This window comes from Allorhizobium sonneratiae (assembly GCF_023700755.1).
GTDB classification, from domain to species: domain Bacteria; phylum Pseudomonadota; class Alphaproteobacteria; order Rhizobiales; family Rhizobiaceae; genus Allorhizobium; species Allorhizobium sonneratiae.
Genome location: NZ_JAMKOJ010000001.1, coordinates 93,675 through 118,284 on the forward strand (window position 1 = coordinate 93,675; position 24,610 = coordinate 118,284).

General features: G+C 58.3%; 23 protein-coding genes. 16 read left to right on the top strand and 7 right to left on the bottom strand.

Translation table 11 applies throughout. The features are described from left to right. Positions 1-15 precede the first annotated feature (15 nt). Positions 16-744 (top strand): sulfate transporter family protein, encoded by a 729-nt coding sequence (locus NAC44_RS00345; RefSeq protein ID WP_250936749.1) that lies wholly within the window; start codon positions 16-18, stop codon positions 742-744. Here the strand turns inward: NAC44_RS00345 and nth are convergent. Beyond that, on the bottom strand, positions 715-1,470 hold the full coding sequence (gene nth, locus NAC44_RS00350; protein ID WP_250936751.1) for an endonuclease III: 756 nt from the start codon (positions 1,468-1,470) through the stop codon (positions 715-717). The two genes, NAC44_RS00345 and nth, sit on opposite strands and share 30 nt — an antisense overlap. 34 nt (positions 1,471-1,504) lie before the next feature. On the opposite strand from nth, the gene NAC44_RS00355 reads away from it, so the two are divergent. From NAC44_RS00355 to NAC44_RS00365, 3 genes are all read left to right on the top strand, one after another. Beyond that, on the top strand, positions 1,505-1,987 hold the full coding sequence (locus NAC44_RS00355) for a DUF2244 domain-containing protein (RefSeq protein ID WP_250936753.1): 483 nt from the start codon (positions 1,505-1,507) through the stop codon (positions 1,985-1,987). A 70-nt stretch (positions 1,988-2,057) separates the two neighbouring features. Beyond that, on the top strand, positions 2,058-2,945 hold the full coding sequence (locus tag NAC44_RS00360; protein ID WP_250936755.1) for a methylated-DNA--[protein]-cysteine S-methyltransferase: 888 nt from the start codon (positions 2,058-2,060) through the stop codon (positions 2,943-2,945). Positions 2,946-3,051: 106 nt separating this feature from the next. Then, positions 3,052-3,924 carry a serine protease family protein gene (locus NAC44_RS00365; RefSeq protein ID WP_250936756.1) on the top strand — a complete coding sequence of 291 codons (873 nt, stop codon included), beginning with the start codon at positions 3,052-3,054 and terminating at the stop codon, positions 3,922-3,924. A gap of 84 nt (positions 3,925-4,008) precedes the next feature. On the opposite strand, the gene NAC44_RS00370 is transcribed toward NAC44_RS00365, so the two are convergent. After that, positions 4,009-4,986 (bottom strand): sugar-binding transcriptional regulator, encoded by a 978-nt coding sequence (locus tag NAC44_RS00370; protein WP_250936758.1) that lies wholly within the window; start codon positions 4,984-4,986, stop codon positions 4,009-4,011. Between the two features lie 188 nt (positions 4,987-5,174). Between NAC44_RS00370 and tal the strand changes: the two genes are divergently transcribed. Next, positions 5,175-6,131 (top strand): transaldolase, encoded by a 957-nt coding sequence (tal, locus tag NAC44_RS00375; protein ID WP_250936760.1) that lies wholly within the window; start codon positions 5,175-5,177, stop codon positions 6,129-6,131. Positions 6,132-6,294: 163 nt separating this feature from the next. Here tal and NAC44_RS00380 read toward each other — a convergent pair whose 3' ends face one another. Then, positions 6,295-6,840 (bottom strand): SH3 domain-containing protein, encoded by a 546-nt coding sequence (locus tag NAC44_RS00380; RefSeq protein WP_250936762.1) that lies wholly within the window; start codon positions 6,838-6,840, stop codon positions 6,295-6,297. A 166-nt stretch (positions 6,841-7,006) separates the two neighbouring features. Between NAC44_RS00380 and NAC44_RS00385 the strand changes: the two genes are divergently transcribed. Next, positions 7,007-7,900 (top strand): DMT family transporter, encoded by an 894-nt coding sequence (locus NAC44_RS00385; protein WP_250936764.1) that lies wholly within the window; start codon positions 7,007-7,009, stop codon positions 7,898-7,900. A gap of 261 nt (positions 7,901-8,161) precedes the next feature. Next, positions 8,162-9,538: a hypothetical protein gene (locus NAC44_RS00390; protein WP_250936766.1), complete on the top strand. Its 1,377-nt coding sequence runs from the start codon at positions 8,162-8,164 to the stop codon at positions 9,536-9,538. A gap of 220 nt (positions 9,539-9,758) precedes the next feature. On the opposite strand, the gene lysS is transcribed toward NAC44_RS00390, so the two are convergent. Beyond that, positions 9,759-11,255 carry a lysine--tRNA ligase gene (gene lysS / locus NAC44_RS00395; RefSeq protein ID WP_250936768.1) on the bottom strand — a complete coding sequence of 499 codons (1,497 nt, stop codon included), beginning with the start codon at positions 11,253-11,255 and terminating at the stop codon, positions 9,759-9,761. A gap of 22 nt (positions 11,256-11,277) precedes the next feature. Next, complete coding sequence (gene gltX / locus NAC44_RS00400; RefSeq protein WP_250936770.1) at positions 11,278-12,732, bottom strand: glutamate--tRNA ligase; 1,455 nt, start codon at positions 12,730-12,732, stop codon at positions 11,278-11,280. Between gltX and NAC44_RS21185 the strand changes: the two genes are divergently transcribed. Further along, on the top strand, positions 12,731-12,853 hold the full coding sequence (locus NAC44_RS21185) for a hypothetical protein (RefSeq protein WP_274706737.1): 123 nt from the start codon (positions 12,731-12,733) through the stop codon (positions 12,851-12,853). The genes gltX and NAC44_RS21185 overlap by 2 nt on opposite strands. 321 nt (positions 12,854-13,174) lie before the next feature. Here NAC44_RS21185 and NAC44_RS00405 read toward each other — a convergent pair whose 3' ends face one another. Both NAC44_RS00405 and NAC44_RS00410 read right to left on the bottom strand, forming a co-directional pair. Beyond that, a complete protein-coding gene (locus NAC44_RS00405; RefSeq protein ID WP_250936782.1) occupies positions 13,175-14,935 on the bottom strand; it encodes an SLC13 family permease in 1,761 nt (586 codons plus the stop codon). 378 nt (positions 14,936-15,313) lie between these two features. After that, positions 15,314-15,988 (bottom strand): TetR/AcrR family transcriptional regulator, encoded by a 675-nt coding sequence (locus tag NAC44_RS00410; RefSeq protein ID WP_250936784.1) that lies wholly within the window; start codon positions 15,986-15,988, stop codon positions 15,314-15,316. 137 nt (positions 15,989-16,125) lie between these two features. Between NAC44_RS00410 and NAC44_RS00415 the strand changes: the two genes are divergently transcribed. From NAC44_RS00415 to NAC44_RS00450, 8 genes are all read left to right on the top strand, one after another. Then, a complete protein-coding gene (locus tag NAC44_RS00415) occupies positions 16,126-17,385 on the top strand; it encodes an HlyD family secretion protein (RefSeq protein WP_250936786.1) in 1,260 nt (419 codons plus the stop codon). Between the two features lie 13 nt (positions 17,386-17,398). Further along, positions 17,399-18,973 carry a DHA2 family efflux MFS transporter permease subunit gene (locus tag NAC44_RS00420; RefSeq protein WP_250936787.1) on the top strand — a complete coding sequence of 525 codons (1,575 nt, stop codon included), beginning with the start codon at positions 17,399-17,401 and terminating at the stop codon, positions 18,971-18,973. 371 nt (positions 18,974-19,344) lie between these two features. Then, positions 19,345-20,406 (top strand): LacI family DNA-binding transcriptional regulator, encoded by a 1,062-nt coding sequence (locus NAC44_RS00425; RefSeq protein WP_250936788.1) that lies wholly within the window; start codon positions 19,345-19,347, stop codon positions 20,404-20,406. Positions 20,407-20,444: 38 nt separating this feature from the next. After that, the gene (xylB, locus tag NAC44_RS00430; RefSeq protein WP_250936789.1) at positions 20,445-21,890 is read left to right on the top strand and encodes a xylulokinase; all 1,446 of its coding nucleotides are present in this window, start codon (positions 20,445-20,447) and stop codon (positions 21,888-21,890) included. Between the two features lie 14 nt (positions 21,891-21,904). Beyond that, on the top strand, positions 21,905-22,357 hold the full coding sequence (locus NAC44_RS00435; RefSeq protein ID WP_250936790.1) for a GNAT family N-acetyltransferase: 453 nt from the start codon (positions 21,905-21,907) through the stop codon (positions 22,355-22,357). Continuing rightward, on the top strand, positions 22,354-23,661 hold the full coding sequence (gene xylA / locus NAC44_RS00440) for a xylose isomerase (RefSeq protein ID WP_250936791.1): 1,308 nt from the start codon (positions 22,354-22,356) through the stop codon (positions 23,659-23,661). Before NAC44_RS00435 ends, xylA begins: the two co-directional genes overlap by 4 nt. A gap of 266 nt (positions 23,662-23,927) precedes the next feature. Continuing rightward, positions 23,928-24,122 carry a RebB family R body protein gene (locus NAC44_RS00445; RefSeq protein WP_250936792.1) on the top strand — a complete coding sequence of 65 codons (195 nt, stop codon included), beginning with the start codon at positions 23,928-23,930 and terminating at the stop codon, positions 24,120-24,122. A gap of 131 nt (positions 24,123-24,253) precedes the next feature. Further along, positions 24,254-24,592, top strand: a complete 339-nt coding sequence (locus tag NAC44_RS00450) for a hypothetical protein (protein ID WP_250936794.1) — start codon at positions 24,254-24,256, stop codon at positions 24,590-24,592. The last annotated feature ends 18 nt before the right edge of the window (positions 24,593-24,610 follow it).

Consider the following 24,610-nt stretch of genomic DNA (forward strand, 5'->3'; position numbering starts at 1 on the left):
TGACACGAGGTCCCTGTGCTGCTCGATGCCACTGCCGCCGCCTTTCGCAATCTGTTTCAGCCTGAGACCCGCTCGGTTCTGTGGAAAGTGCTGGGCCTGACATTGGCCGTGCTGGCGGGCTTATGGCTGCTGTTGCGCCAGACGTTTATCCTCTATGGCTGGCCATGGCTTGAGGGCCTGTTTCCCACCTTGCCGGATTGGGCCGGATGGCTGGTTTTTGTCTTCGGCATTTTTGCCAGTCTCGGCCTCGCGCTGGCGCTTGCCATGCTGCTGGCGCCGGTGACGGCAATCATTGCCGGTCTCTTCCTCGATGACGTGGCCGATGTGGTCGAGCGCCGCGATTATCCCGCCGATCCACCGGGAAACGCCATGGCGATGAGCGAGGCCTTGCTCTCTTCCATCCAGTTTTTCGGCGTGGTGATTATTGCCAATCTGCTTGCGCTCGTCATGCTCTTCGTGCCGGGCGTCAATCTCATCGCCTTCTTTCTGGTCAATGCCTATCTTTTGGGGCGGGAGTTTTTTGAATTTGCCGCCCAGCGGTTTCGCTCGCGCGAGGAGGCAAAGCTGTTTCGCCAGAAACATTCCGGCACGGTGATGCTGGCCGGGCTGATCATTGCCGGATTTCTCGCCGTGCCGATCCTCAACCTCTTGACGCCGCTGTTTGCCGCCAGCCTGATGGTGCATCTGCATAAAGGCTTGAGCGCCCGCGACCCGTCATTCGCCGCCAATAACCTGCGGCGGTAATTCTACAAGCGGTGCCGGAACGTCATTGGTCTTTTCCGGCGATTTGCACAGATCGGCGATGACGCATTTCTCGCATTCGGGCTTTCTCGCCTTGCAGCAATAGCGGCCATGCAGGATCAGCCAGTGATGGGCGTGATAGAGATAGGGTTCCGGCACAACGCGCATCAAAATCTCTTCCACCTCGTCCGGCGTCTTGCCGGGGGCAAGGCGAATGCGGTTGCCGATGCGGAAAATATGGGTGTCCACCGCCATGGTGGGAATGCCGAAGGCCATGGACATCACCACATTGGCGGTCTTGCGGCCAACACCCGGCAGCATCACCAGCTCTTCGCGGGTTTTCGGCACTTCGCCGCCAAACCTGTCGATCAGCATCTGGCTGAGCGCAATGACATTCTTGGCCTTGTTGCGGTAAAGGCCGATGGTCTTGATATAATCGCGCAGGCGCTCCTCGCCGAGATCGAGCATTTTTTGCGGCGTATCGGCCACCTTGAACAGCGCTCGGGTCGCCTTGTTGACGCCCGCATCCGTCGCCTGCGCCGAGAGCGCCACGGCAACGACAAGGGTGAAGGGATTGACATGCTCCAGCTCACCCTTCGGCTCCGGCCGCTGCACGGAAAAGCGGCGGAAGATTTCGCTCAACTCGGCCTTGCTATAGGCGCTGCGGGGGGCAGGCTTTTTTCGCGGGGTCGGATTTGACTTTTTCAAAGTTTGGGTGCTGGATTTCATTTTAGCATCACGTCAGGTGTGAAGGACAGATTCCATGACGGAGATCACCGATCCGCCGATTTTCATGGCAGAACTGGTACCCTATCGCTCGCTTGGCCGAAAGGGGTTTCGCATTCTGCTGGCCTTGAGTGCGGCTGTGCTGCTGTTTTACGGCGGGTTTTTCTTCGTGACCGGGGCGTGGCCGATCGGCTTTTTCTTCGGGCTGGATTTCATCGGTCTTTATCTCGCCTTCCGGCTGAATTATCGTGCGGCAAAAGCCCGCGAAGAAGTGAGCGTCTCGCGCACGCTGGTCTCGGTGCGCAAATTTTCGCCCTCGGGCAGGATGACGGAATGGCGCTGGAACCCGTTCTGGGCGAAATTTTTCGTCCGTCGCCATGCGGAATTCGGCATCCTGTCAATGCGGCTGCACGGCGAGGGCAAATCCACCGAGATCGGCGCGTTTTTAAACCCCGATGACCGCGAAAGCTTTGCCAAAGCCTTTCGTCAGGCGCTCTCCACGGTGAAGCACAGGGTCTGACGGCAAGAAACGGGTGGTGCGATGACTTGCCCTGTGGTCAAATTCCTTTGCGGATAACAGAGGAACCCCGATGACACTTGCTTTCGACATCGACAGCGCGGCAAAAATCGACGTGACGCCTGAGGGCAGCGATTACGACATCGTGCGGCAGGTGATCGAAATGCTGAGCCTCGATTACCGCGAGCAGCCCTCGCTGGACAGTATCGCGGCGCGGCTCAATCAATCACCGACGCAGGTGCAAAAAGTGTTTACCCGCTGGGCGGGGCTTTCGCCGAAAGCGTTTTTGCAGGCGGTGACGCTGGATCACGCCAAGCGGCTTTTGGGCGATGAGGGCCTGCCGCTTCTGGAAACGGCGCTGGAAGTTGGCCTCTCCGGGCCGGGGCGGCTGCATGATCTGTTCGTCACCCATGAAGCCATGTCGCCGGGGGAATGGAAGGCAAAGGGCGAGGGGCTGACCCTGCGCTACGGCTTTCACACCTCACCCTTCGGCGTGGCGCTGGTGATGGTGACGGAACGCGGCCTTGCGGGTCTCGGCTTCTGCGATCCCGGCGAAGAAAGCGTCTGCTATGCCGATATGGCCGGACGCTGGCCGCATGCCCGCTTCATCGAAGACCGCACGGCGACAGAGCCGATGCTCACCCGGATTTTCGACCCCGCCCGCTGGCAAGGCAGCGAGCCGCTCAGGGTCGTGCTGATCGGCACGGATTTTCAGATCCGTGTCTGGCAAAGCCTGCTCACCATCCCCATGGGCCGTGCCGTTACCTATTCCGACATCGCCAAAGACATCGGCCAACCCACCGCCAGCCGCGCCGTGGGCGCCGCCGTGGGCCGCAACCCGATTTCCTTCGTGGTGCCCTGTCATCGAGCGCTGGGGAAAAGTGGGGCGCTGACGGGCTATCACTGGGGTTTGACGCGGAAGCGGGCGATGCTGGGTTGGGAGGCGGGGAAGGTGGGGTGATTGGTGGATGGGTCGCTTTTGTCGCAAACCTGTAGTTAGTTTAGTAGCAACCGTTGGCGATGAAGAATATGCTCTTGTTAAATCTCGCGCACATGGAGAAACCTGAATGCCAGAAAATGGAGTGAGATCGACCTACTCACAGGCCCCATTCAGGATTTCGACACATGATAATGGCGGGCAGATCGCGACCGGAACGGCTTTTCATTTTCTATATGATGGAAAGCGTTTTATCGTGACGAACTGGCACAACTTAACCGGTCGAGACTTCTTCAGTGGAAAGAATCTGAACTTAAATGCGCGGACGCCTCTGTGGATTGAGGTTCACACCGCCTTGTGGCTCTCGTCTGCTATAGCTTCAGTACGAAACTTCAGAATAGTTAGCCGTAGAGTCGAAATCTACAGCAATCCTGATGCGCAGCTCGATCCCTTGTGGTTTGAACATCCTCTACTCGGTGGACGGGGTTGTGACATTGTTGCGATCCTAGATCCCAAACCGGATCAAGAGCCGGAGTTCATGCACAACTGCGTCAATCTAATTAGTAACGCGCGGGTGCCAGTCCTTCCTGGCGAACTTGCCTTCGTGATCGGATATCCTCGTGGCCTACATACAGGATTCGGTCTTCCAATCTGGAAATCAACGTTCATTGCATCGGAGCCTCACTTCAATGTGGAGGTGGCTGAAAGGAGCCTCCCTGCATTTTTCTTGGATGGTTATACCCGTGAAGGCATGTCCGGATCTCCCGTATTCGCCCGATATCGAGGGATGTGGGATGTTAAAGACCCCTATAAACCGGTCGATCCAAGCGAGCCAAATTTCTGGAGTAGAGATGATGTGGCTATTTTTGGGTCGGAGGCGACGGAGTTCATAGGGATTTATAGCGGGCGCATACCGGAGAAAGAAGGAGAGGCAGCATTGGGTCTATGCTGGAGAAAAGATGCCATTGAGCAGGTGTGCTCGGCGTACTCGCTATCCGGCTAACCAGTAGCACGGCTATCGCGGCCACTGATGATGGGACCAATGCGATGCTTTAACCCGCTCTGGGCGCACAGCATCCACACCCGCTCACCCTACCAACCGCAACATCTCCCGCGCCGCAGCCTCATCGGTAATCAACGTATTGCAGCCAATGCGTTTGATGGTGGCGCGGATGGCGGGGGCACGATGCGCCCCACCCGATGCAATCACAATATGTTTTGCCTTTTTCAGCGTGTCGAGATCGACGGCCATGGCGCGTTGGTTGATCGGGTGGTTGACCGAGCGGCCTTCTGCGTCGAGAAAATTGAACATGGTGTCGCAGACGCAGCCGGCGTCGATCAGTTCGTTCAGCGTCTCGCGGCTGATAAAGCCTTCCGACAGCGAGGTCGATTGCGGGCGGATATCGCCGCAGGAGACGACGGCGAGGTCAAGATTTTCGGCGAGGTCGTAGATGGTTTTCAGCCCGCAGTCTTCGATCAGCGCCCGTTTGGTGGCAATCGAATCGACCAGCAGCGGGGCGAGAAACATGTAGCATTCCGCGCCCAGCTGGCTGGCCAGCCGCCATGTGTAATCGATGGGGTTGGTCTGATGCACGGCAACGATGCCGCCGAGCAGCGACACGACCTTGCAATTTTCCCGCCGCGGTGGACGAAAGCCCGCCAGCGAGGCGGTCATGGTGCGGCCCCAGCCGACGCCGATGGTGGTGTTGTCGCTGATCACCTCGCTTAAAAACTGGCCAAGCGCCAGCCCCACGGCGCGCGCCAGCGAGCCTGCATCCTGCTCTTTCGGCGCGGGCACCACCACGGCCTCGTCCAGACCGAAGGCCTGTTCCAGCCGGACCGCCAGTTCAACGCAATCGTCAATGCCCTCGGCAATCCAGATCTGCACCTCGGAGCGCTTCAGCGCCTCATCCAGCAGGCGGATGACGGTGGAGCGGCTGATGCCGAGCCGTTCGGCCACATCCTTCTGGGTCAGGCCCTGATTGTAGTAAAGCCATGCCGCTTTCAGCCGGAGCGAGGCGGCTTCGGCATAGGTGGTCTGGGTGTCGCGTCTCAGCCGTGCCATCGGCGCTGCCCCCTTTTCTTTGTCGATGCAGCACTATCGATTTTTATGGAACATATGTCAATTGTGAAGAACAAATGTCTTGACTTGCCGCCGCTCTCTGGGGATAGTTAAGGCAAGGAACGGAAAGGCTGGATGGAACCATCCGGCTTTGCTTCACGTTTGATAAAGAAAGCCGGAAGGATACCCCCATGACCTCCAAACTTGAACAGCTTCGCGCCATGACCACGGTGGTTGCCGACACCGGCGACATCGAGGCTGTGGCCCGCCTGAAGCCGGTGGATTGCACCACCAACCCGACCATCGTTCTGAAAGCGCTCGGCACTGACATGTTCGCCGAGGTGTTTGACGAGGCAATTTCCTGGGGCAAATCCAAGGGCGGCGCATCGGAGGCCGTGACGGCGGCGATTGCTGACCGTCTGGCGATTTCGGTCGGGGCGGAACTGACCAAGCTGGTGCCGGGCCGGGTGTCCACCGAAGTCGATGCCGATCTTTCCTTCGACACCAAGGGGTCGATTGAAAAGGCCCGCGGCATCATTGCCGCCTATAAGGAGCGCGGCATCGAGAAGGACCGCATCCTGATCAAGCTTGCCTCCACCTGGGAAGGCATTCGCGCGGCGGAAGTGCTACAGAAGGAAGGCATCGACTGCAATCTGACGCTGCTTTTCTCCAAGGCTCAGGCCATTGCCTGCGCCGAGGCCAAGGTGTTTCTGATCTCGCCCTTCGTCGGCCGCATTCTCGACTGGTACAAGAAATCGACCGGCGAAACTTACACGGCGGAAACCGATCCGGGCGTGCTCTCGGTGCGCGCGATCTACAATTATTACAAGGTCAACGGCATCGAAACCATCGTCATGGGCGCATCCTTCCGCAATGCCGGGGAAATCGAGGCGCTGGCCGGTTGCGACCGGCTGACCATCAGCCCGGCTCTGCTGGATGAGCTCGATGCCGACAAGGGCACGCTGACCCGCAAGCTTTCCGCCGACAAGACCGAGGCCGATCCGCTTGTCTCGCTCGATGAAAAGGCGTTCCGCTGGGCGATGAACGAAGACCCGATGGCCACGGAAAAGCTTGCCGAAGGCATTCGCAGCTTCGCCAAGGATCTCGGCACGCTGCGCTCTCTGGTGGCGAAGAAGCTCTCTGCCTGAGGCGATTACCTGAGACTATTGCCTATAAGGACAGGCCGGTTTGAGGCGCGGATCGAAAGCTCCGCGCCTTATTGAGTTTGTCAGGGAAAAGTGGGAACCGGTTTTTCAGATCAAGACAAACGAAAACAAAGAAATCGAGAGTCAGTCTGGTTCACTCTGAACCTCACTGACTCTCGTCTTGACCAGGATAGGCTCCATATCCTTGTCCGGGCCTGCCATGGCTGTGATGACCGCCATGGTTATTGAGGGGGTCGATGATGATGTTCATCGGAATGCCGCCCACGGTTCCCGGCGGATTGCCGCCCTGTTTCATCAGGTAACGGCCATCGACCCAGCCGCTGCGGGCCGGTGTTTCGGCGGTCATGATCTGGCACCAGTATCCGCCCTGATTTTCCAGACAATTGCCGACACTTTCAAGCGGCATGCCGTCTTCAAGCGTGCCGATGATCTGAAAACGCGGGCCGGCACCCGAGAGCAGCGGCAGGGTTGTGTCGGGTCCCAGCCCATGGACATGCCAGAGATAGGGATCGGGAACCTTGCCGGGCGGCAGATTGCCACCATCCGGTGGCGGCGTGCCGATCACGTCCGGATAGCCGTCCACCTCCTTGATCAGAGGCTGCTGCTGTGCGCCGGGGTTCTGGGCGAAGCCCAGCGTGGCCGGTAGAGACAGGGCAAGCGCCAGAAACAGCATCCGTTCATATCTGTGCATGGTGCGTCTCCCGTCAGGGCTGGTTCTATACATGATTGAACCTATTCATATCCCGCCAAGGTTAGCGATTTATGTGCGGGCGCGGAACCGGATTTGCCTTCTTTGTTGTTCAAAAGCTGATATGTCTCGATTCTCCCTTTCCTTCCGGCTTCAGGCATTTTTCCGCATGACATCGACAATGATCGGCTATCTGTTCACCATTCTGGCCTATAGCGTGTTTTCCATCCAGGACGGTATTTCCAAGCATCTGGGAGACAGCTACTCGCCAATCGTCGTGGCAACGGTGCGTTACTGGGCTCTGACGAGCTTTGGCCTGTTGATGGCCTCGCGCTCAAAACAGGGCATCCGCCGCGTGGTGCAATCGAAACGTCCGGTGCTGCAGGTGGTGCGCGGCCTGCTGTTGATGAGCCAGATTGTTCTGTCCATTCTGGCATTTCACTATGTCGGGCTTGCTCATTCCGAAGCGATATTTGCTGCCGGGCCGATCTTTGTGGCGATCATGTCCGTGCCGATCCTGGGAGAGCAGGTGGGCTGGCGGCGCTGGACGGCAATTGCCTTCGGCCTGATCGGGGTGATGATCATTCTGTCGCCTGGCAAGCTGGATGCACCGGTCGGCCTGATGTTGCTGCCGCTTCTGTGCTCCCTGTCCGGGGCGCTTTACGGCATTTTGACCCGTCTCGTCAGCCGCAACGACAGTGCGCTCACCAGCTTTTTCTATATCGGCATGGTCGGTTTCATCGTCATGAACTGTCTTGCCCCTTTCTTCTTCACTGGAATCAAGCCGCATGACTGGCTTTGGATGATGGCGCTGTGCTGCACCGGCATTACCGGCCATTTTTCGTTGATCCGCGCCTATGAAAAGTTGAATGCCGTGGTCATTCAGCCGATCGGCTATTTTCAGCTTGTGGCCACCTCGCTGATTGCGGTTTTCATCTTCGGTGAAGCGTTGACGGCTCATATTCTGATCGGTTCGGCGATTATCGTCAGTGCCGGTCTCTTTACGATCTGGCGTGAACATGTTGTGCAGCGGCGAGCTGCTAGACAAACAGAGTTCAAATAATAGTTAGACTTATATTTTTACTTTAATGAATGTACATTATCTTTCTATTTACTACAATAGAATGAAAGCGCGTCTGAGATCGCATCATTAAGGTCTGTGAAAACAGGTAATGCTAAAGCATCTGTCACGTGCCGATGGTTGTGATCCGTGGCGGCTGGTCTTTTCGGCCAGGGTCTCGGTCAGCCTGTCGGTTGTTTCTGCATAATCATGTCGATGCCCGGTTTGTCGGGTGGATTATGCGTTCGTGTTCGGAGGCTTGCCGTGAAAGCGCTGTTGGGAAAGATCCGCCTGTCGCGAAAGCTGGTGATCATGCTGTTTGGCGGTGTGGCCATTCTGTGTGGTGCCACGGGGGCAGCGGCAGTTTTCATTGGTCGAGATGCGCTGCTTGGCCCCCCCAAGGAACAGGTGAACGGATTGTCCTGCCAGTTGGTGCAAACGGCCGTCATCAAGCGCGAAGATCGGTACTGGATCCGTAAATATATTTCCACGGCCCCGACCGATGGCATAACCCGGCTGAGAACCGCCCTGCGTGTCGCCAAGGTCGTGGCGGAAAAGGATAAGCCCGATCTGGTACAGGTCGTTGTTGTTGCCGAAAACGGGCCTAAAGATCGGTCTGCAATCCGTGGTCGTGCCATTGGTGCGGACGTGATCTATGAGCCCAATCCGGGACGGATTCCCGACCGCGCCGAGCGTGAACCGCTGACGGCGCGTTATATCGACCGCGAGGCCAATGCCGAAGGCGATTTTTATGGTGACAGCGTTGCCCTGCCGATGAGCGATGCGGAAGCCATCATGGCCAAGTTGTCGCCCGAGCTTGATTGTATCGATCCGAATGACAAGGTGCTGGAAGCCACCGGGCATGAGGCCAAGAAGCCGGAAAAAGGCGCCAAGGGTGAAAAAGCCTCTGGCCATGAAGGCGGCTCCAAGAAGGGCGATCATGGTGGCGAGGCTGCAAACGGTCATGGGGCCAGCAGCGATGCCCATGGTGCCCCGGCGGGAGCTTCCGATACCCAGGGACATGATTCTCAGGCCAAGGCCGGCGCCCATGATGCAAACGGTACGGACAGTCATGGTTCTGCACCTGCTGCTGCCGAGGCGCCGGGCCTGATTGCCTCGGTCAAAGGCATGATTTTTGGTGCGCCCAAGGTGGCAGCCCCGGCGGTGGGGCCAGCTGATCCTCATGCTGCCCCCCATGATGCACCCACTGCTGACGGGCATGGTGTCACGCCCGCTGCGACGTCTGGAGGGGCTGAACATGCCGCAAACGGTCCCTCAGCATCCGATCATGTAGCGCCTGATCCTGCCGTGGCTGATGCAGCGCATGTCCCCGCCCCGCAGCAGGTGGCCGCCCATGCAGCGGACGTGCAGCAGGAAAAGAGCACACAAGGCTGGATCGGCAGACTAAAATCCATGGCTTTCGGAGACAGCAAGCCTGAGGCGGCAAAGACACCGGATGTTGCTGCTGATAACCATACCGCAGCGCCGTCACAGCAGGCCGATGCGGCTCATGCCGAGGCAGGTTCGTCGCCACAGACCCATGATGCCGGTGACAATGGTTCTGGCGCTAAGCCGCTGGTGGTCAAGTCTGATTCTGCCGACCCTCCGTCGGTTCTGCCGCGCGGTATCACCTTGCGATAAAGCCTTTTGCGACCGGCGAAAACGGCCAAATGACTGCATAATTCCTTCAATCGAGTGAGATTTAAGGAGAAAATTGTGTAGCAAATTTAAAGTGCTATGGCGTTCTTTGTGCGTTTTATAAAACGCACGGAGCTGTAATGGAAAAGGCTTGAACGAACAGCCTTTCATAAAAAAGCCCGCGGCTCGGCGCGGGCTTTTTTGTGGTTAGATGCCGTCCAGCTCAATCCGCCTTGGCGCGGCGCGCCGGGAAGAGGATGATGTCGCGGATCGACGGCGCATTGGTCAACAGCATGATCAGACGGTCCACACCGATGCCGAGGCCACCGGCGGGCGGCATGCCCTGATCCATGGCATCGAGGAATTCGTCGTCCAGCTGCTTGTCCTTTTCGCCGCGGGCATGGGCCTGCTCGAGCTGCTCCACCATGCGGCGGCGCTGTTCTTCCGGGTCGTTGAGTTCGGAAAAGGCATTGCCGATTTCCCAGGCATTGCAATAGGTTTCGAAACGCTCGACGAGACGCGGCTCGCCCGGTACTTCCTTGGCAAAGGGTGAAATATCCTTCGGGAAATGCGTCACATGCGCAGGCTGGATCAGCGTGCCTTCCACTTTTTCCTCAAAGATGAAGGCGAGGCATTCGCCCCAGGTCCAGTCTTTTTCAACGGCGAAACCGGCGGCCTTGGCGGCCGTGCGAGCTTCCTCATCGGTCTTCATGCTCATGAAGTCGATGCCGGTTGCTTCCTTCACGGCCTCTGGCATGGGCACGCGGCGGAACGGACCCTTGAAGGAGATTTCCTTGTCGCCAAATGCAAAGTCGGTGGAACCATGGATGCGGGTGGCGAGATCGGCAAACAGCCGCTCGACGAGGTCCATCATGTCCTCGTAATCGGCATAGGCCCAGTAGCACTCCATCATGGTGAATTCAGGATTGTGCCGGGTGGAGACGCCTTCATTGCGGAAATTGCGGTTGATCTCGAAAATCTTGTCCGAAAGCCCTGAAACCAGCGTGCGCTTGAGGAAGAGTTCCGGCGCAATGCGCAGATACATGTCCTGCTTCAGCGTGTTATGATGCGTCTTGAACGGATCGGCCGAGGCGCCGCCATAGATGGATTGCAGCATCGGTGTTTCCACTTCCATGAAGCCATCGGCTTCCATGAAGCGGCGCACGCCGGAAATGATCTTCGAGCGCTGCAGGAAGCGCAGCTTCGATTCTTCATTGGTCATGATGTCGAGGTGGCGCTTGCGGTAGCGCACTTCGATGTCGGTGACGCCATGCCATTTTTCCGGCATCGGCAGCAGCGTCTTGGTGAGCATGGTGATTTCATGCGCATTGATCGTCAGCTCGCCGCGCTTGGTGCGGCGCACCTTGCCCTTGACGCCGATAATGTCGCCGAGATCGATCATCGGCAAAAGCGCGCGCGCCTCTTCCGGCGTCGTGTCCTTGTGGGAAAAGATCTGGATCTTGGCGGTCGCGTCATGCAGGTCCATGAACATGCCGGAATTGCGCGAGGAATAAACGCGGCCAGCCACCGTCACCACATCGTCCGACTCGGTATCGGGTTCAAGCGCCGCATATTTTTCGGAGAGCTCGGCATTGGTGATCGAGCGATGGAAATGCGCCGGATACACATCGCCGACCTTCTCGCGCAGCATGGCGAGTTTCTGGCGGCGCACTTCGGATGCATCGGAGGAGAGGGCGGTTTCGGTCTTGGTGTCGGTCATGTTTCTATCCTGTCTCTCGTCCTTACTTCGCGCCGACCATGCCGGTCAGAACCTGGGTTGCCACTTTCAGGCGCTGGCGCACCACGGAACGACCGAGCAGCGCCATGGAATCAAACAGTGGCAGTGAGCGTTGATTGCCGGAGACCGCCACGAAGAGCGGCGGGGTGACAACGCGCAGCTTCTTGCCTAGGCGGTCGGAAATGGCGCGCAATTCCGCTTCAATGGTCTCGACATTCCATTCGAGGATTTTTTCCAGATCGGCCTGCACGGCGGAAACGATCTCCAGCGTTTCTTCCGGGCTGGTCTTCAGGCCGCCGAAAGAGGCGGGTGTGAGGCCGACATCGGAGGCCAGCATGAAGCCTGCAAGCTGTGGCAGTTCGCCAAGCTTGGAAATACGGCTCTGGGCGAGCTTCAGACCCTCGGTCAAACGACCGTTTTCCGATGCCCAGGTGAGGATACGCTCGAGGAATTCCTCTGAAGACAGTTTCTCGCGCAGCCAGCGGCCATTCAGCCAGTCCAGCTTCTGCACGTCGAAGATCGCACCGGCCTTGGACAGGTTTTCCGGATCGAATTTTTCCGCAAGCTCGTCCATGGTCAGGAGTTCTTCGCCCTCTGCAATCTGGATGAAGAACAGGCCAAGGAAGTTCATCAGCGCTTCCGGCAGATAGCCAAGCGCCGAATAATAGGAGATCGAGGTCGGGTTCTTGCGCTTCGACAGCTTCGACTTGTCGTGATTGCGCATCAGCGACAGATGCATGAATTTCGGCGGCTCGAGACCGAGATATTTGTAGATGAGGATGTGCTTCGGCACCGAGGCGAGCCATTCCTCGCCGCGCGCCACATGGGTGATCTTCATCAGATGGTCGTCCACCACATTGGCCATGTGATAGGTCGGCATGCCATCGGCCTTCAAGAGAACCTGCATGTCGACGCTTTCCCACGGGATCGAAACGTCGCCATAGACGCCGTCATGGAAATCGCAGGACCCTTCGGTGGGGATTTTCATCCGCACCACATGCGGTTCCCCGGCGGCGACACGGGCATCGACCTCTTCGGCCTTCAGATGCAGGCAGTGGCCGTCATAGCCCGGCGGTTTGCCTGCCGCGCGCTGTGCCTCGCGCATTGCCTCCAGCCGTTCCGGCGTGCAGAAGCAGCGGAAAGCATTGCCGTCCTTCACCATTTTCTCGACGAAGGGGCGATAGGTGTCCTTGCGTTCCGACTGGCGATAGGGGCCATAGGGGCCGCCGACATCCGGGCCTTCCGACCATTCAAGACCGCACCATTTCAGCGCGTCCAGCACCTTCTGCTCGAACTCGGCGGTGGAACGGGTGGCATCGGTATCCTCGATGCGCAGAATGAATTCTCCGCCATGTTTCTTGGCGAAGAGATAATTGAACAGCGCGATATAGGCAGTGCCGACATGCGGCTCGCCAGTGGGGGAGGGTGCTATGCGGACGCGGACGCCGGAAGTGGTCATGATCTTGCTCATACTCAGTGAAAGGGGCCGCGACGAGGCGGCTTTCAAAGCCCTGAAACCGGAAGTGGCCGGGGCTGGCGATCCTGCGCCCGTCTCCGGCAAATTCCCTTGCTGGCCTTAGGCCATATTCACGGCCAAGCGTCAAGAAAAACCCCCGGGAGCCGCAAAAGGAAAAGCCGACCCCATAGATCAGGACGATTCAGCAACGGGCAACGGAAAAATAAAATGACGGACAGCAGGAACCTTTGCCTCGTTCGCGGGTTTCTGATCCGGAATGGCAGTCGAATGGCTGGAATATGGATATGATCCATCGATAATGGACATATCTCTTCCGGCACTTGCCCCCCGCGTTCGATTGCCGTTCACTTACCTTCCAAGATAACGTCTGGATAAAAGCCTGTGCTCCGCCCCAGCACAGGCTTTTTCCTTTTCGGCTGTCAATTCATCTGACCGGCCATAGGCTCATCAGTGCAGGCACCGAGACCAGAATGATGATCAGTGACAGCGGCAGGCCAAGCCTTGGATAGTCGCTGAAGCGATAGCCGCCCGGACCCATCACCAGCGTATTGCATTGATGGCCGATGGGGGTGAGAAAATCGCAACCCGCGCCGATCGCCACCGCCATCAGAAATGCATCCGGCTTGTAATGCAGCGTCTGGGCGAAGCTGACGGCAATCGGCGCCATGACCAGCACCGTTGCGGCATTGTTGAGAAAGGGCGTGACGGCCATGGCGGTCACCAGAATAAGCGCGAGCGCGCCATAGGCGGGCAGGCCATGGGCAACCTCTCCCAGCCATGCGGCGATGACGTCGGTTGCGCCGGTGCTGTGCAGCGTATCGCTGACCGGGATCAGAGCTGCCAGCATGACGAGGATCGGTCCATCCACCGTCTGATAGATATCGGTGAGCGGCAAGACACGGAAGACCACCATGGCAAGGGCTGCGGCAAAGAAGGCGACCGTCACCGGCACCAGCCCCAGCGCCGTTGCCCCCATGGCGGCGACCAGAATGGCCACGGGCGTGAGCATATTGCGCGGCGTGCCCAGAAGAATGTCGCGTTCGGCCAGCGGCAGGCAGCCCAGCCTTTGCAGAACAGCGGGAAGCGAGGAGCGGCGGCCCTGAAGCAGCACGACATCGCCATCGCGCAACACGACCTCACCCAGCCTTTCATTGATGCGCCGTCCCTGACGGCTGACCGCCAGAAGATTGATGCCATAGGTATTGGACAGCGAAATGGCCCGCGCCGAAAGACCGATCAGCGGTGATCCCGGTCCGATCACCGCTTCGACGGCATGCAGCGCGCCGCTTTCGCCGATGTCGCCGGCCGACAGTTTCAGCCCGGCCTGACTGACCACTCTGTCCAGGGCATCAGACGGGCCCTCGAGCAAAAGGGCATCCCTGGCCTGCAGCTTCAGATCGGGAAAGGGGGATATGCGGCTGTGGCCGCGCAGAACGGCGGTGGCGATCACCTCGCCCGAGGCGGCGGAGAGCGCCTCGCGCAGCGTCGCGCCTTTGAGGGGTGACGTATCGGGAATGACGGCCTCGGTGGCGAAGCTGTTGTTACCGAGTGCGTCCTGCAGGCTGGGATTCTTGTTTTCCCGTTTGGGCACCAGCCAATAGAAGAAGATCAGGAACAGCACGCCCGCAGTTGCCAGAATGGCACCGACCGGGGTGAAATCGAACATGGTGAAAGGTGTGCCGGTCAACTCACCGCGCAGGCGTGATACGACGATGTTGGGCGAAGTACCGATCTGTGTCATCAGCCCGCCCAGAAGCGCGCCAAAGGACATGGGCATCAGGAAAACCGAAACCCGTGTTCCGGATTTGCGGGCAAACTGGAAGGCGACCGGCATCATGATCGCCAGCGCGCCGATATTCTTGATGAAAGCCGACAAAACCGTCACCGTCAGCACCAGAAGCAGCATCTGGGCCCTGAGTGATGTGAGGTCGGGAAAAAAACGCTTGATCACCGCATCGACCACGCCGGAACGGGCGACACCGGCACTGACGACCAGCGCGCTGCCGACAATGATGACGATATCGTCGCTGAAACCGGAAAAGGCCTTGTCCACCGGCACAAGTCCAAGGGCGATCCCGGCAAGGAGCGTCACGCCCGCCACAAGATCGTAGCGGAAGCGGTCCCAGATGAACAGCAGCATCATGGCGGCGATCAGGGCAAGGGCAAGATATTGCTGATGGTTCATGAAGGCTCCGGCAGGCTAGAGCATTGTCCCAAGAAAAGTGCAGAGCGGTTTTCCGTCCGAAAGTGCGTAAAACAAAGAATTAGAGCATCGGATTTGGCCGAAAACCGGTTCCCACTTTTCGGCCGATGCTCTAAACGGCAGTTATTAAGACCATTCTACCGCATTTGCCCTGCTGTGGCCTGTTCAATCAAGACGGTCGCACTGCAAATGCACCCGTCATGGTCGTGCCAAGACTGCGCCTGGCCCGGCTTCGTCTGCAAAACACTCTGGCGGACAGTAAACAGAAATGTCGCGCGGCCTGTTTTGTTCCGGCAGGTTACGTTTCACAGGTCTTGTTCCGTCGGGCTGCCCGACGGGCGTGCCAGGGGCGCCGCCCGATCAGCGACGGGCGTAATAGGTGAGAAAAACATCAAGCGCGCTATCGACCATCCGGTCTATTTCGTCTTGCGTCGGTTTCTCATGCTGGCCGAAGAGTCGTTGCTTGAAGAAAGTTGCTGTGGAGAGGTCGATGAATTGTTGCGCTGCCAGTTCCGGGTCCGGCACGACGAGCGCGCCCTTTTCAGCCTGAAGGGCCAGATAGTTCATCAGCACAGAGCGCACATTCTCTGGTCCGGTGCGGATGAAGTTCTTGCACAGGCCCGGCATCCGTTCAGAAACGCCGAGCAGAACCCTTAAGGCAGGCATCATGTCGCTTTCGACGATATGATGGGCAAAGGTGGCACCATAGCGGCGTAACGTTTCCTTCATGTCGCCGTCATCGGTCAGGATCGTGCGCAAGGTGGAGGTAAAACCCAGTTTGTGGTGTTCGATCAGGGCGGCGAACAGGTCTTCCTTGTTGGCGAAATAGACATACAGCGTGCCCTTGGAAACGCCGGCCTCGCGGGTGATGTCATTCATGCTCGTGGCGTCATAGCCAAATGTCATGAACGCACGCTTGGCGCCTTCAAGGATCTGAATCCGCTTGGCCGGGTCTTCTCCGGCAGCAAAACGGCCTGTGGCCTGCTGACATCGGGTATCCTGCCTCTGCAAGGGGGGGAAGCCTTCCTCGTTCATGTCTTCATCCGAATATTAACTTCATTGCAGAATTGCAGTGGTCAAGACTTGATATGCGGCAAGAAAACACCTATGTCAAATCGAACCGAACGGTTCCGTTCGATGATTTCCTGTGTTTTCCGATCAAGGGGCCATTCATGTCAATCTCTTCTCGCAAGGGGGCCGTGCGGCCTGTTGATTTTTCCGAAGACGAGGATGACGCGCAGCAGGCTGCAGCGCACGACAGCAAGAACGAAGCGGGGGCTTCCGGCATTGAGAGCGAAGGCAAGCGGGCAGAGGGTGCTGCCTCATCCAGCCCGACCCTGATCCGGGCGGATGCAAAACCGGCGAAAAAACGCCGCAGCCCGATCCTGCCGGTTCTGGGCCTTGCCGTTCTGGTGGGCGCTGGCTGGTTCGGTTACGACTGGTGGACGGTCGGCCGTTTCATGGTTTCGACCGACGATGCCTATGTCAGCGGTGATATCGCTGTCATTTCGCCCAAGGTGTCCGGCTATGTCGCAACCGTCAATGTCAAGCACAATCAGCGCGTCAAGGCGGGCGATGTACTGGTGACGCTCGATCAGGGCGATTATCAGATCGCGCTTGATCAGGCCAAAAGCCAGGTGACCTCGGCGCGGCTGACGGCTAAGCGCATTGAAGCCCAGATCCTCGGTGGCGAAGCTGCCCTCGATCAGGCCAAGGCTCAGGCCCAGTCGGCAGCGGCCACTCTGCGCACTGCCGAACTGACCTATAAGCGTACCAGCGACCTGCAATCACAGTCCTTCAGCTCGACGGCGAGCCTCGACAGCGCCACATCGGCGCTGGATACGGCGCGTGCCAATGTCGCCGCCGCCTCGGCCGCCATTGAATCGGCCAATGCCAATATCGAGGTTCTGAAGGCGCAGAAGGCTGAAGCCGAAGCCGCCATCCAGACCGCGCAGATTGCGGTGCGCAAGGCAGAACGCGATCTCGGCTTTACGGTGCTGCGTGCCCCTTATGACGGGGTGATCGGCAATCTCGGCGTGCAGGTCGGCGATCTGGTCTCCAGCGCCAGCCGTCTGGCCTCGCTGGTTCCGGTCAACAATCTCTATATCGACGCCAATTTCAAGGAAACCCAGTTGGCCCGGCTTGTCCCGGGGGCGAAGGCGACGATCAGCGTCGATGCCTTTGACGGCCATCCGATTGAAGGAACGGTGGTATCGATTGCGCCAGCCTCCGGCTCGGTCTTTTCCATGCTGCCGCCGGAAAACGCCACGGGCAACTTTACCAAGATCATCCAGCGTGTGCCGGTGCGCATCGCCATTCCTGCGGATGCGCTGGCCTCTGGCCGGTTCCGCGCCGGTTTGAGCGTGGTGGTCGATGTCGATACCCGCACGGATCCCGTCCAGAAAGCGCCGGACCACGCGGACGCAAATTAAGGCGGCATCGATCATGAGCGCACAGACCGCAACAGGGGCTGTTCCCGCCTCCGACAGTATTGATACACGCCGGATGATTGCTTTCATCGCCATGGTCTTCGGCATGTTCATGGCGATCCTCGACATTCAGATCGTGTCTGCCTCCCTGTCTGAAATCCAGGCGGGGCTGGGTGCCGGCACCGAGGAGGTGGCCTGGGTGCAGACCTCCTATCTGATCGCCGAGGTGATCATGATCCCGCTGTCGGGCATTCTGGCGCGGATCCTGTCGACGCGGGTGCTGTTTTCCATGGCGGCTGCCGGATTTACGCTGTCGAGCGCCCTTGCCGCGACGGCAACCGATATCAACCAGATGATCATTTACCGGGCGATCCAGGGCTTTATCGGCGGTGGCATGATCCCGTCCGTTTTTGCTGCGGCCTTTACGATTTTTCCGCCCTCCAAGCGCAGCATCGTCTCACCGGTGATCGGCCTTGTCGCCACGCTGGCACCGACCATCGGCCCGACGGTCGGCGGCTATATCAGCCATGCCATGTCCTGGCACTGGTTGTTTCTCGTCAATGTCATTCCCGGCATCATCGTGACGGTGATGACCTGGAGCCTGATTGATTTCGACAAGCCGGACCGGTCGCTGCTGGCGAAATTCGACTGGTCTGGCCTGTTTTTCATGGCGCTGTTTCTCGGCTCGATGGAATATGTTCTTGAAGAAGGCAACAGCAAGGACTGGTTCAACGACGACCGGATTGTCTGGGGCGCTGTCGCCATGACGATCGGTGGGGTGTGTTTCTTTTACCGCGCCTTTACCGCAGCGCTGCCGGTGGTCGATCTGAAAGCCTTCACCAATCGCAATTTTGCTTTCGGGTCACTGTTTTCCTTCGTCATGGGCATCGGTCTTTACGGGCTGACCTATCTCTATCCGCTGTTTCTGGCGCGCGTGCGCGGCTATGACAGTCTGATGATCGGCGAAACCATGTTCGTCTCCGGTCTGGCCATGTTCCTGACCGCGCCGGTTGCGGGCGCCTTGTCGACAAAGGTCGATCTGCGCCTGATGATGGCCGCCGGTTTCATCAGCTTTGCCACCGGAACCTGGATGATCACCGGCATGACGGCGGACTGGGATTTCTGGGAACTGTTCCTGCCGCAGGTTCTGCGCGGTTGCGGGCTGATGATCTGCATGGTGCCGATCAACAATATCGCGCTCGGCACGCTGCCGCCCGAGCGGATCAAGAATGCATCCGGTCTTTACAACCTGACCCGCAATCTCGGCGGGGCGGTGGGGCTTGCCATCATCAACACCATGCTGACCCAGCGCACCGACCTGCATTATGCCCGGCTGGTGGAAAACGTCACCTGGCAAAATCCGGCCGCCGTGCACTGGTTGAACAGTGTTTCAGCCAATTTTTCCGGCTTCGGGCTGGATGGTGAGAATGCAGCACTGACCAAGCTTTCCGGTCTGGTCACCCAGCAGGCCTGGATCATGGCCTTTATCGATGTGTTTATCGGGCTGACGGTTCTGTTTATCCTGCTGACGGTGATGACGGTGATGATCAAAAAGCCGGAAGCGGCGGTTCCCGCCGATGCCGGACATTGATCCGGTCAGGTTGGGACGATGACTGATCGTTCCGGGATTGAGTGGATGCAGGCTTTGACGATTTAAACAACAAGAGACACCGGTTCTGACCGTCAACCCTCGACAGTCAGAATGAGGTGCCCGCATGACGACGACCCTTCGTTCAAGCGCCGCTTTTGCGGCGTTTTTTTATCCTGCCCCAGGTCTGCGTTGGTGCATCCTATTGATCCGAAACCGTTTTTCTCATTTCAGTCTGATGCTGCGACAGGATTGTCCCGGATCGGAAAATAAATTTTGATGTACGTACATCAGAATTTGATTTACGAAAGTGCCGTCATCCGGTAATCAGGGCGGCAGTGTTTTCAACGGGTGATGCGGGCGGAGGAGGCGGCATGAAGCCGACGGTGCATGACATTGCCGCCCATGCCGGGGTGAGCCTTGCCACGGTTGACCGGGTGTTGAACGGGCGCGCTGGCGTGCGTGGCCCGACCCGTGAGAGGGTAGAGGCTGCAATTGCGGCTCTCGGCTATGTGCGCGATGTCTCGGCCGCCAATCTGGCCAAGGGCCGACGCTACAGTTTTGTTTTCATCCTTCCCGCCAATGACAACAGTTTCATGCGTGCTTTGCGTCATGAGGTGGAGGAGGCCTCGCGGCACCTGAAGCCGGAGCGGATCACCATCGGTGTGATCACCGTTCCCGCTTTTGACAGCGCGGCACTGGTTGCGGCGCTGGATCAGGCGGGGGCAGAGACGCCGGATGGTGTGGCGCTGGTTGCGGTCGATACGCCGGAGGTTGCCGCAGCCGTGGGGCGTTTGCGGGATCAGGGCATCGCTGTGGTGACGTTGGTCTCCGATCTCTCCGGTCATCAGCGCGACCATTTTGCCGGGATCGATAATCGCGCGGCAGGGCGCACGGCGGCCAGTCTTCTGGGCCGTTTTGTCGGCAAAGATCATGTCGGTGGCAAAGAGCAGGCCGGTGAGACGGTTGGGGGGCGTATTGCCGTCATTGCCGGATCTTTGCAGGTTGTCGATCATCAGGAACGCTATGCCGGTTTTACCGAGGTGATGCGGCGGGACTTTCCCCATCTCACCCTGCTGCCGGTGCTTCAGGGCCGTGACGACCCGGCTGAGGTGGAGAAGGTGGTTGCGGATCTCTACGCTCAGGGCGAAGAACTGGCCGGCCTTTACAGCCTCGGGGCGGGAAATCGCGGACTGGTGCGCTGTCTTCGACGCCATGCGCGTCAGCGGCGTCCGGCGGTGATTGCCCATGAACTGACGGAAACGACCCGTGCGGCGCTTGAGGACGGCATGATCGATGCCGTGCTCAATCAGGATGCCGGGCATGAGGTGCGCAGCGCCATCCGGGTGCTGAAAGCCAAAGCCGACAAGGCCCCGGTGATTGCCGCGCAGGAGCGCATCCGCATCGATATCTTTCTGAAAGACAATCTGCCCTGAAGCTTCACATCAGGGAGCAAGGATAATGGAGGAAACACATGTATCTCGGACTGGATCTCGGGACATCGGGGGTCAAGGCCATGCTGATCGATGCCGATCAGCAGGTTATCGGCTCTGCCCATGGCGCATTGACGGTCTCGCGCCCGCATTCCGGCTGGTCGGAGCAGGACCCAGCGGACTGGATCCGGGCAACCGTCGATGCGGTGAACGGGCTTAAAGCCCAGTTCGCGCGCGAGCTTGCCGCCGTCAAGGGCATCGGGCTTTCCGGCCAGATGCATGGGGCCACCCTGCTCGATGCCTCCGACCGTGTCTTGCGCCCGGCAATCCTGTGGAACGATACCCGCTCTTATCGGGAAGCCGCAGCGCTCGATGCCGATCCGCGTTTTCGCGCCATCACCGGCAATATCGTCTTTCCCGGCTTCACCGCGCCAAAACTGGTCTGGGTAAAAAACAATGAACCGGATCTGTTCAGGCAGGTGGCGAAGGTGCTCTTGCCGAAAGACTATCTGAGATTATGGCTGACCGGCGAAGCGCTTTCCGATCTGTCGGATTCGGCTGGCACTGCCTGGCTCGACACCGGAAAACGCGCCTGGTCTTCCGAGCTTCTGGCGGCGACCTCTCTGGATGAGCACCATATGCCGGGTCTGGTCGAAGGCACCGAACAGGCAGGCAGGCTGCGGCCTGAACTTGCCAGCGACTGGGGCATGGGAGAGGTGGTGGTGGCCGGTGGTGCGGGCGACAATGCCGCGTCCGCCTGCGGCATGGGGACGGTGCAGGAAGGCTCCGCTTTCGTCTCGCTTGGCACATCCGGCGTGCTCTTTGCCGCCAACGGCTCCTATCTGCCGAAGCCGGACAGCGCCGTTCATGCCTTCTGCCATGCACTACCCGGCACCTGGCATCAGATGGGCGTCATTTTATCGGCCACCGATGCGCTGAACTGGTTTAGCGGTGTCAGCGGCAAGACGGCAGCCGAACTGACCGAAGAGGTCGGCGAGGCTCTCAGAGCCCCGAGCGGCGTCACCTTCCTGCCTTATCTTTCGGGCGAGCGTACGCCGCATAATGATGCGGCGATCCGCGGTGCTTTCATCGGACTTGGTCATGAATCGGGCCGTGACGTCCTGACTCAGGCCGTGCTGGAAGGTGTGGCCTTTGCCATTCGTGACAGTCTCGAAGCGCTGAAGGCGGCGGGCACTACGCTGTCGCGCGTGACCGCCATCGGCGGCGGCTCACGCTCACGCTATTGGCTGTCTGCCATTGCCACCACGCTTGGCATTCCCGTTGATATTCCAGCCGATGGCGATTATGGCGCGGCATTCGGCGCGGCCCGTCTCGGTCTGATTGCCGAGACCGGTGCCGATCCGCTCAGCATCTGCACCGCCCCGCCGACCCGCACCGTGGTGGAGCCGGTCGCGGCACTGACGCCCGTCTATGAAGAGGCATATCGGCGCTATCGTGCGCTGTATCCGGCGCTCAAGGCGCTCTGAAGGGGCTTTATCCCATGCTGGTAATGAGACCGGTCGCAGACGCCTTGCCTCAGGAGGTCAGAACCCTTGCCGTGACGGCCAAGGAGGAAGGCTTTTCCCACATCGAACGGCTTGTGCGGGAATGGGATGACGGCTTTCGCTATGGACGTAGAGGTGAGGTTCTCCTGGCCGGTTGGCAGGCCGATCATCTCGCAGCCATTGGCGGTGTGACGCACGATCCTGTCCTATCGGATGCGCTGCGCATGCGTCGCTTCTATGTGCATCGCGACTATAGACGGCAAGGCGTGGGGCGCACTCTGGCGCGGTCCCTGCTGGACCATGCCCTCTCTTTCCATCGGCCTCTGTTCGTGCATGCCGGAACGGCTGACGCAGCCTCCTTCTGGGAGGCGATGGGCTTCAGCAGGCATGAGCAGGATGGCCATACACATCACTTCACTATCAATGACAATCAGGAGGAAGACCCATGAGCACAGGCTTTTTCGGTGATATCACCAAGATCAAATATGAAGGGCCGGACAGCAGCAATTCGCTGGCGTTCCGTCATTATAATCCCGATGACGTGGTTCTGGGCAAGCGCATGGAAGACCATCTGCGGTTTGCCGTCGCCTACTGGCATACATTCGTCTGGCCGGGGACCGATCCTTTCGGCGGCAATACCTTCGAGCGTCCCTGGTTTCAGGATACGATGGAGGCTGCCAGACTGAAGGCGGATGTGGCCTTTGAATTCTTCCAACTGCTTGGCGTGCCCTATTATTGCTTCCACGACGCCGATGTTCGGCCCGAGGGCAGGAACTTTGCCGAAAACACGAAGAACCTGAACGGGATCGTTGATTATTTCGCGCAAAAACAGGCCGAAACCGGCGTCAAGCTGCTCTGGGGTACGGCCAATCTCTTCTCGCATCGCCGCTATATGTCGGGTGCGGCGACCAATCCGGACCCGGATGTCTTTGCCTTTGCCGCGGCCACGGTCAAGACCTGCATCGATGCCACCCATAAGCTCGGCGGGGAAAATTACGTGCTCTGGGGCGGGCGCGAAGGCTATGAGACGCTGCTCAACACCGATCTCAAACAGGAACTCGACCATATGGGCCGCTTCCTCAATATGGTGGTGGAGTACAAGCACAAGATCGGCTTCAAGGGCACGATCCTGATCGAGCCGAAGCCGCAGGAGCCCTCCAAGCATCAATATGATTACGATGTGGCGACCGTTTATGGCTTCCTCAAAAATTATGGCCTTGAGAAGGAAGTGAAGGTCAATATCGAGCAGGGCCATGCCATTCTGGCCGGTCACAGTTTTGAGCATGAACTGGCGCTGGCCAATGCGCTCGGTATTTTCGGTTCTATCGATATGAACCGCAACGACTATCAGTCCGGTTGGGATACGGACCAGTTCCCCAACAATGTGCCGGAAATGGCGCTGGCCTATTATCAGGTGCTGGCGGGCGGTGGTTTCACCACCGGTGGCACCAATTTCGATGCCAAGCTGCGCCGCCAGTCACTCGATCCGGAAGATCTGCTGATCGGCCATATTGGTGGCATGGATGCCTGCGCCCGCGGGCTGAAGGCGGCTGCGAAAATGATCGAGGACAAGGCTCTGTCCGGCCCGCTTGAGGCCCGTTATGCCGGTTGGGCCAGCGATGCGGCCAAAACCATGCTGACCAGCGAAACGCTTGCGGATATCGCAGCGCGCGTCGAACAGCATGACATCAATCCGCAGCCGAAAAGTGGCAAGCAGGAACTGCTGGAAAACGTGGTCAATCGCTACGTATGAGGGTAAAGCGGCGAGCGTCCATATCGCGCTGAATACGTCTATAAAACGCCGTGCGTTTGAGAAACGCACGGCGTTTTAGCTTTAAAATCAGACGTCAAACCTGAATATTTTTCGTATTTCATTCGTCCCTCAGTGGAACATGAAGTTATCGTCAATTAACTTTTTAGTTGTATCAAAAGTTACAGATAACCATGGATTGCTTAACTAAAACGATAAACATCTTAAGAAACAAAGTTAACAAGACACGTTGATCAGAGGTTGTGGCAATGAGTACGACAACAAACCCCAGCAGTAACTCGACTGTAATTGCTGAATCCCCGAATGTTGCTGTCAGCATTTTTTACCAGGCGGCTGGCCAGGCTTATTCCCTGTCCATGCAGAATGCCTCTTCCAATCAGCAGAATGTAAACTCACTTGCCCCCTCCATTATCGCCAATGCGCTGGCGATGCTGAACAAATAACAATCCATCTTCAGAGCTGAAATACGATATCGAAAGATGAAGGTTGTGGGGCGATGTGGCCTTTTTCAAAAAAAACCTCCAGCATTGACCGGACAAATTCTACCTTGGTTGAACCAGTATCGGATGAACTCATGTCGGACGAACCAGTATCGGATGAACCCGTATCAGATGAAGCAACCACGTCTTTTCTCACCATTACCGATCCAACAGTTGATGTCTTTACGTCTGCCGCCATGGGGCAGGTGGTGTCGATGCTGGGGGAGGATGCCCGCTCTTTTCTGCAAGGTATGGAACAAATCTATATTACGGCTGCGGCAAAGGCACTGGGGATGATCGGTAGTCTTGATCCGCAACTGAGCAGTCAGGGCGTAACCCTGTTGAATAACATCAAGACGTCTCAGGCCGATACAGGCGTTTTTCTGAAAGACATCGCCGATGTCGCGAAAGATTTTGTCAGCATTCAGGAGTAAACCATGGCGCATAATCAT

What these genes read in the sequence shown, in the direction of transcription:
- nth (WP_250936751.1), bottom strand. Translation starts at nt 1,470, where the DNA reads ATGAAATCCAGCACCCAAACTTTGAAAAAGTCAAATCCGACCCCGCGA.
- NAC44_RS00355 (WP_250936753.1), top strand. Translation starts at nt 1,505, where the DNA reads ATGACGGAGATCACCGATCCGCCGATTTTCATGGCAGAACTGGTACCC.
- NAC44_RS00360 (WP_250936755.1), top strand. Translation starts at nt 2,058, where the DNA reads ATGACACTTGCTTTCGACATCGACAGCGCGGCAAAAATCGACGTGACG.
- NAC44_RS00365 (WP_250936756.1), top strand. Translation starts at nt 3,052, where the DNA reads ATGCCAGAAAATGGAGTGAGATCGACCTACTCACAGGCCCCATTCAGG.
- NAC44_RS00370 (WP_250936758.1), bottom strand. Translation starts at nt 4,986, where the DNA reads ATGGCACGGCTGAGACGCGACACCCAGACCACCTATGCCGAAGCCGCC.
- tal (WP_250936760.1), top strand. Translation starts at nt 5,175, where the DNA reads ATGACCTCCAAACTTGAACAGCTTCGCGCCATGACCACGGTGGTTGCC.
- NAC44_RS00380 (WP_250936762.1), bottom strand. Translation starts at nt 6,840, where the DNA reads ATGCACAGATATGAACGGATGCTGTTTCTGGCGCTTGCCCTGTCTCTA.
- NAC44_RS00385 (WP_250936764.1), top strand. Translation starts at nt 7,007, where the DNA reads ATGACATCGACAATGATCGGCTATCTGTTCACCATTCTGGCCTATAGC.
- lysS (WP_250936768.1), bottom strand. Translation starts at nt 11,255, where the DNA reads ATGACCGACACCAAGACCGAAACCGCCCTCTCCTCCGATGCATCCGAA.
- NAC44_RS21185 (WP_274706737.1), top strand. Translation starts at nt 12,731, where the DNA reads ATGATCTTGCTCATACTCAGTGAAAGGGGCCGCGACGAGGCGGCTTTC.
- gltX (WP_250936770.1), bottom strand. Translation starts at nt 12,732, where the DNA reads ATGACCACTTCCGGCGTCCGCGTCCGCATAGCACCCTCCCCCACTGGC.
- NAC44_RS00405 (WP_250936782.1), bottom strand. Translation starts at nt 14,935, where the DNA reads ATGAACCATCAGCAATATCTTGCCCTTGCCCTGATCGCCGCCATGATG.
- NAC44_RS00410 (WP_250936784.1), bottom strand. Translation starts at nt 15,988, where the DNA reads ATGAACGAGGAAGGCTTCCCCCCCTTGCAGAGGCAGGATACCCGATGT.
- NAC44_RS00415 (WP_250936786.1), top strand. Translation starts at nt 16,126, where the DNA reads ATGTCAATCTCTTCTCGCAAGGGGGCCGTGCGGCCTGTTGATTTTTCC.
- NAC44_RS00420 (WP_250936787.1), top strand. Translation starts at nt 17,399, where the DNA reads ATGAGCGCACAGACCGCAACAGGGGCTGTTCCCGCCTCCGACAGTATT.
- NAC44_RS00425 (WP_250936788.1), top strand. Translation starts at nt 19,345, where the DNA reads ATGAAGCCGACGGTGCATGACATTGCCGCCCATGCCGGGGTGAGCCTT.
- xylB (WP_250936789.1), top strand. Translation starts at nt 20,445, where the DNA reads ATGTATCTCGGACTGGATCTCGGGACATCGGGGGTCAAGGCCATGCTG.
- NAC44_RS00435 (WP_250936790.1), top strand. Translation starts at nt 21,905, where the DNA reads ATGCTGGTAATGAGACCGGTCGCAGACGCCTTGCCTCAGGAGGTCAGA.
- xylA (WP_250936791.1), top strand. Translation starts at nt 22,354, where the DNA reads ATGAGCACAGGCTTTTTCGGTGATATCACCAAGATCAAATATGAAGGG.
- NAC44_RS00445 (WP_250936792.1), top strand. Translation starts at nt 23,928, where the DNA reads ATGAGTACGACAACAAACCCCAGCAGTAACTCGACTGTAATTGCTGAA.
- NAC44_RS00450 (WP_250936794.1), top strand. Translation starts at nt 24,254, where the DNA reads ATGTCGGACGAACCAGTATCGGATGAACCCGTATCAGATGAAGCAACC.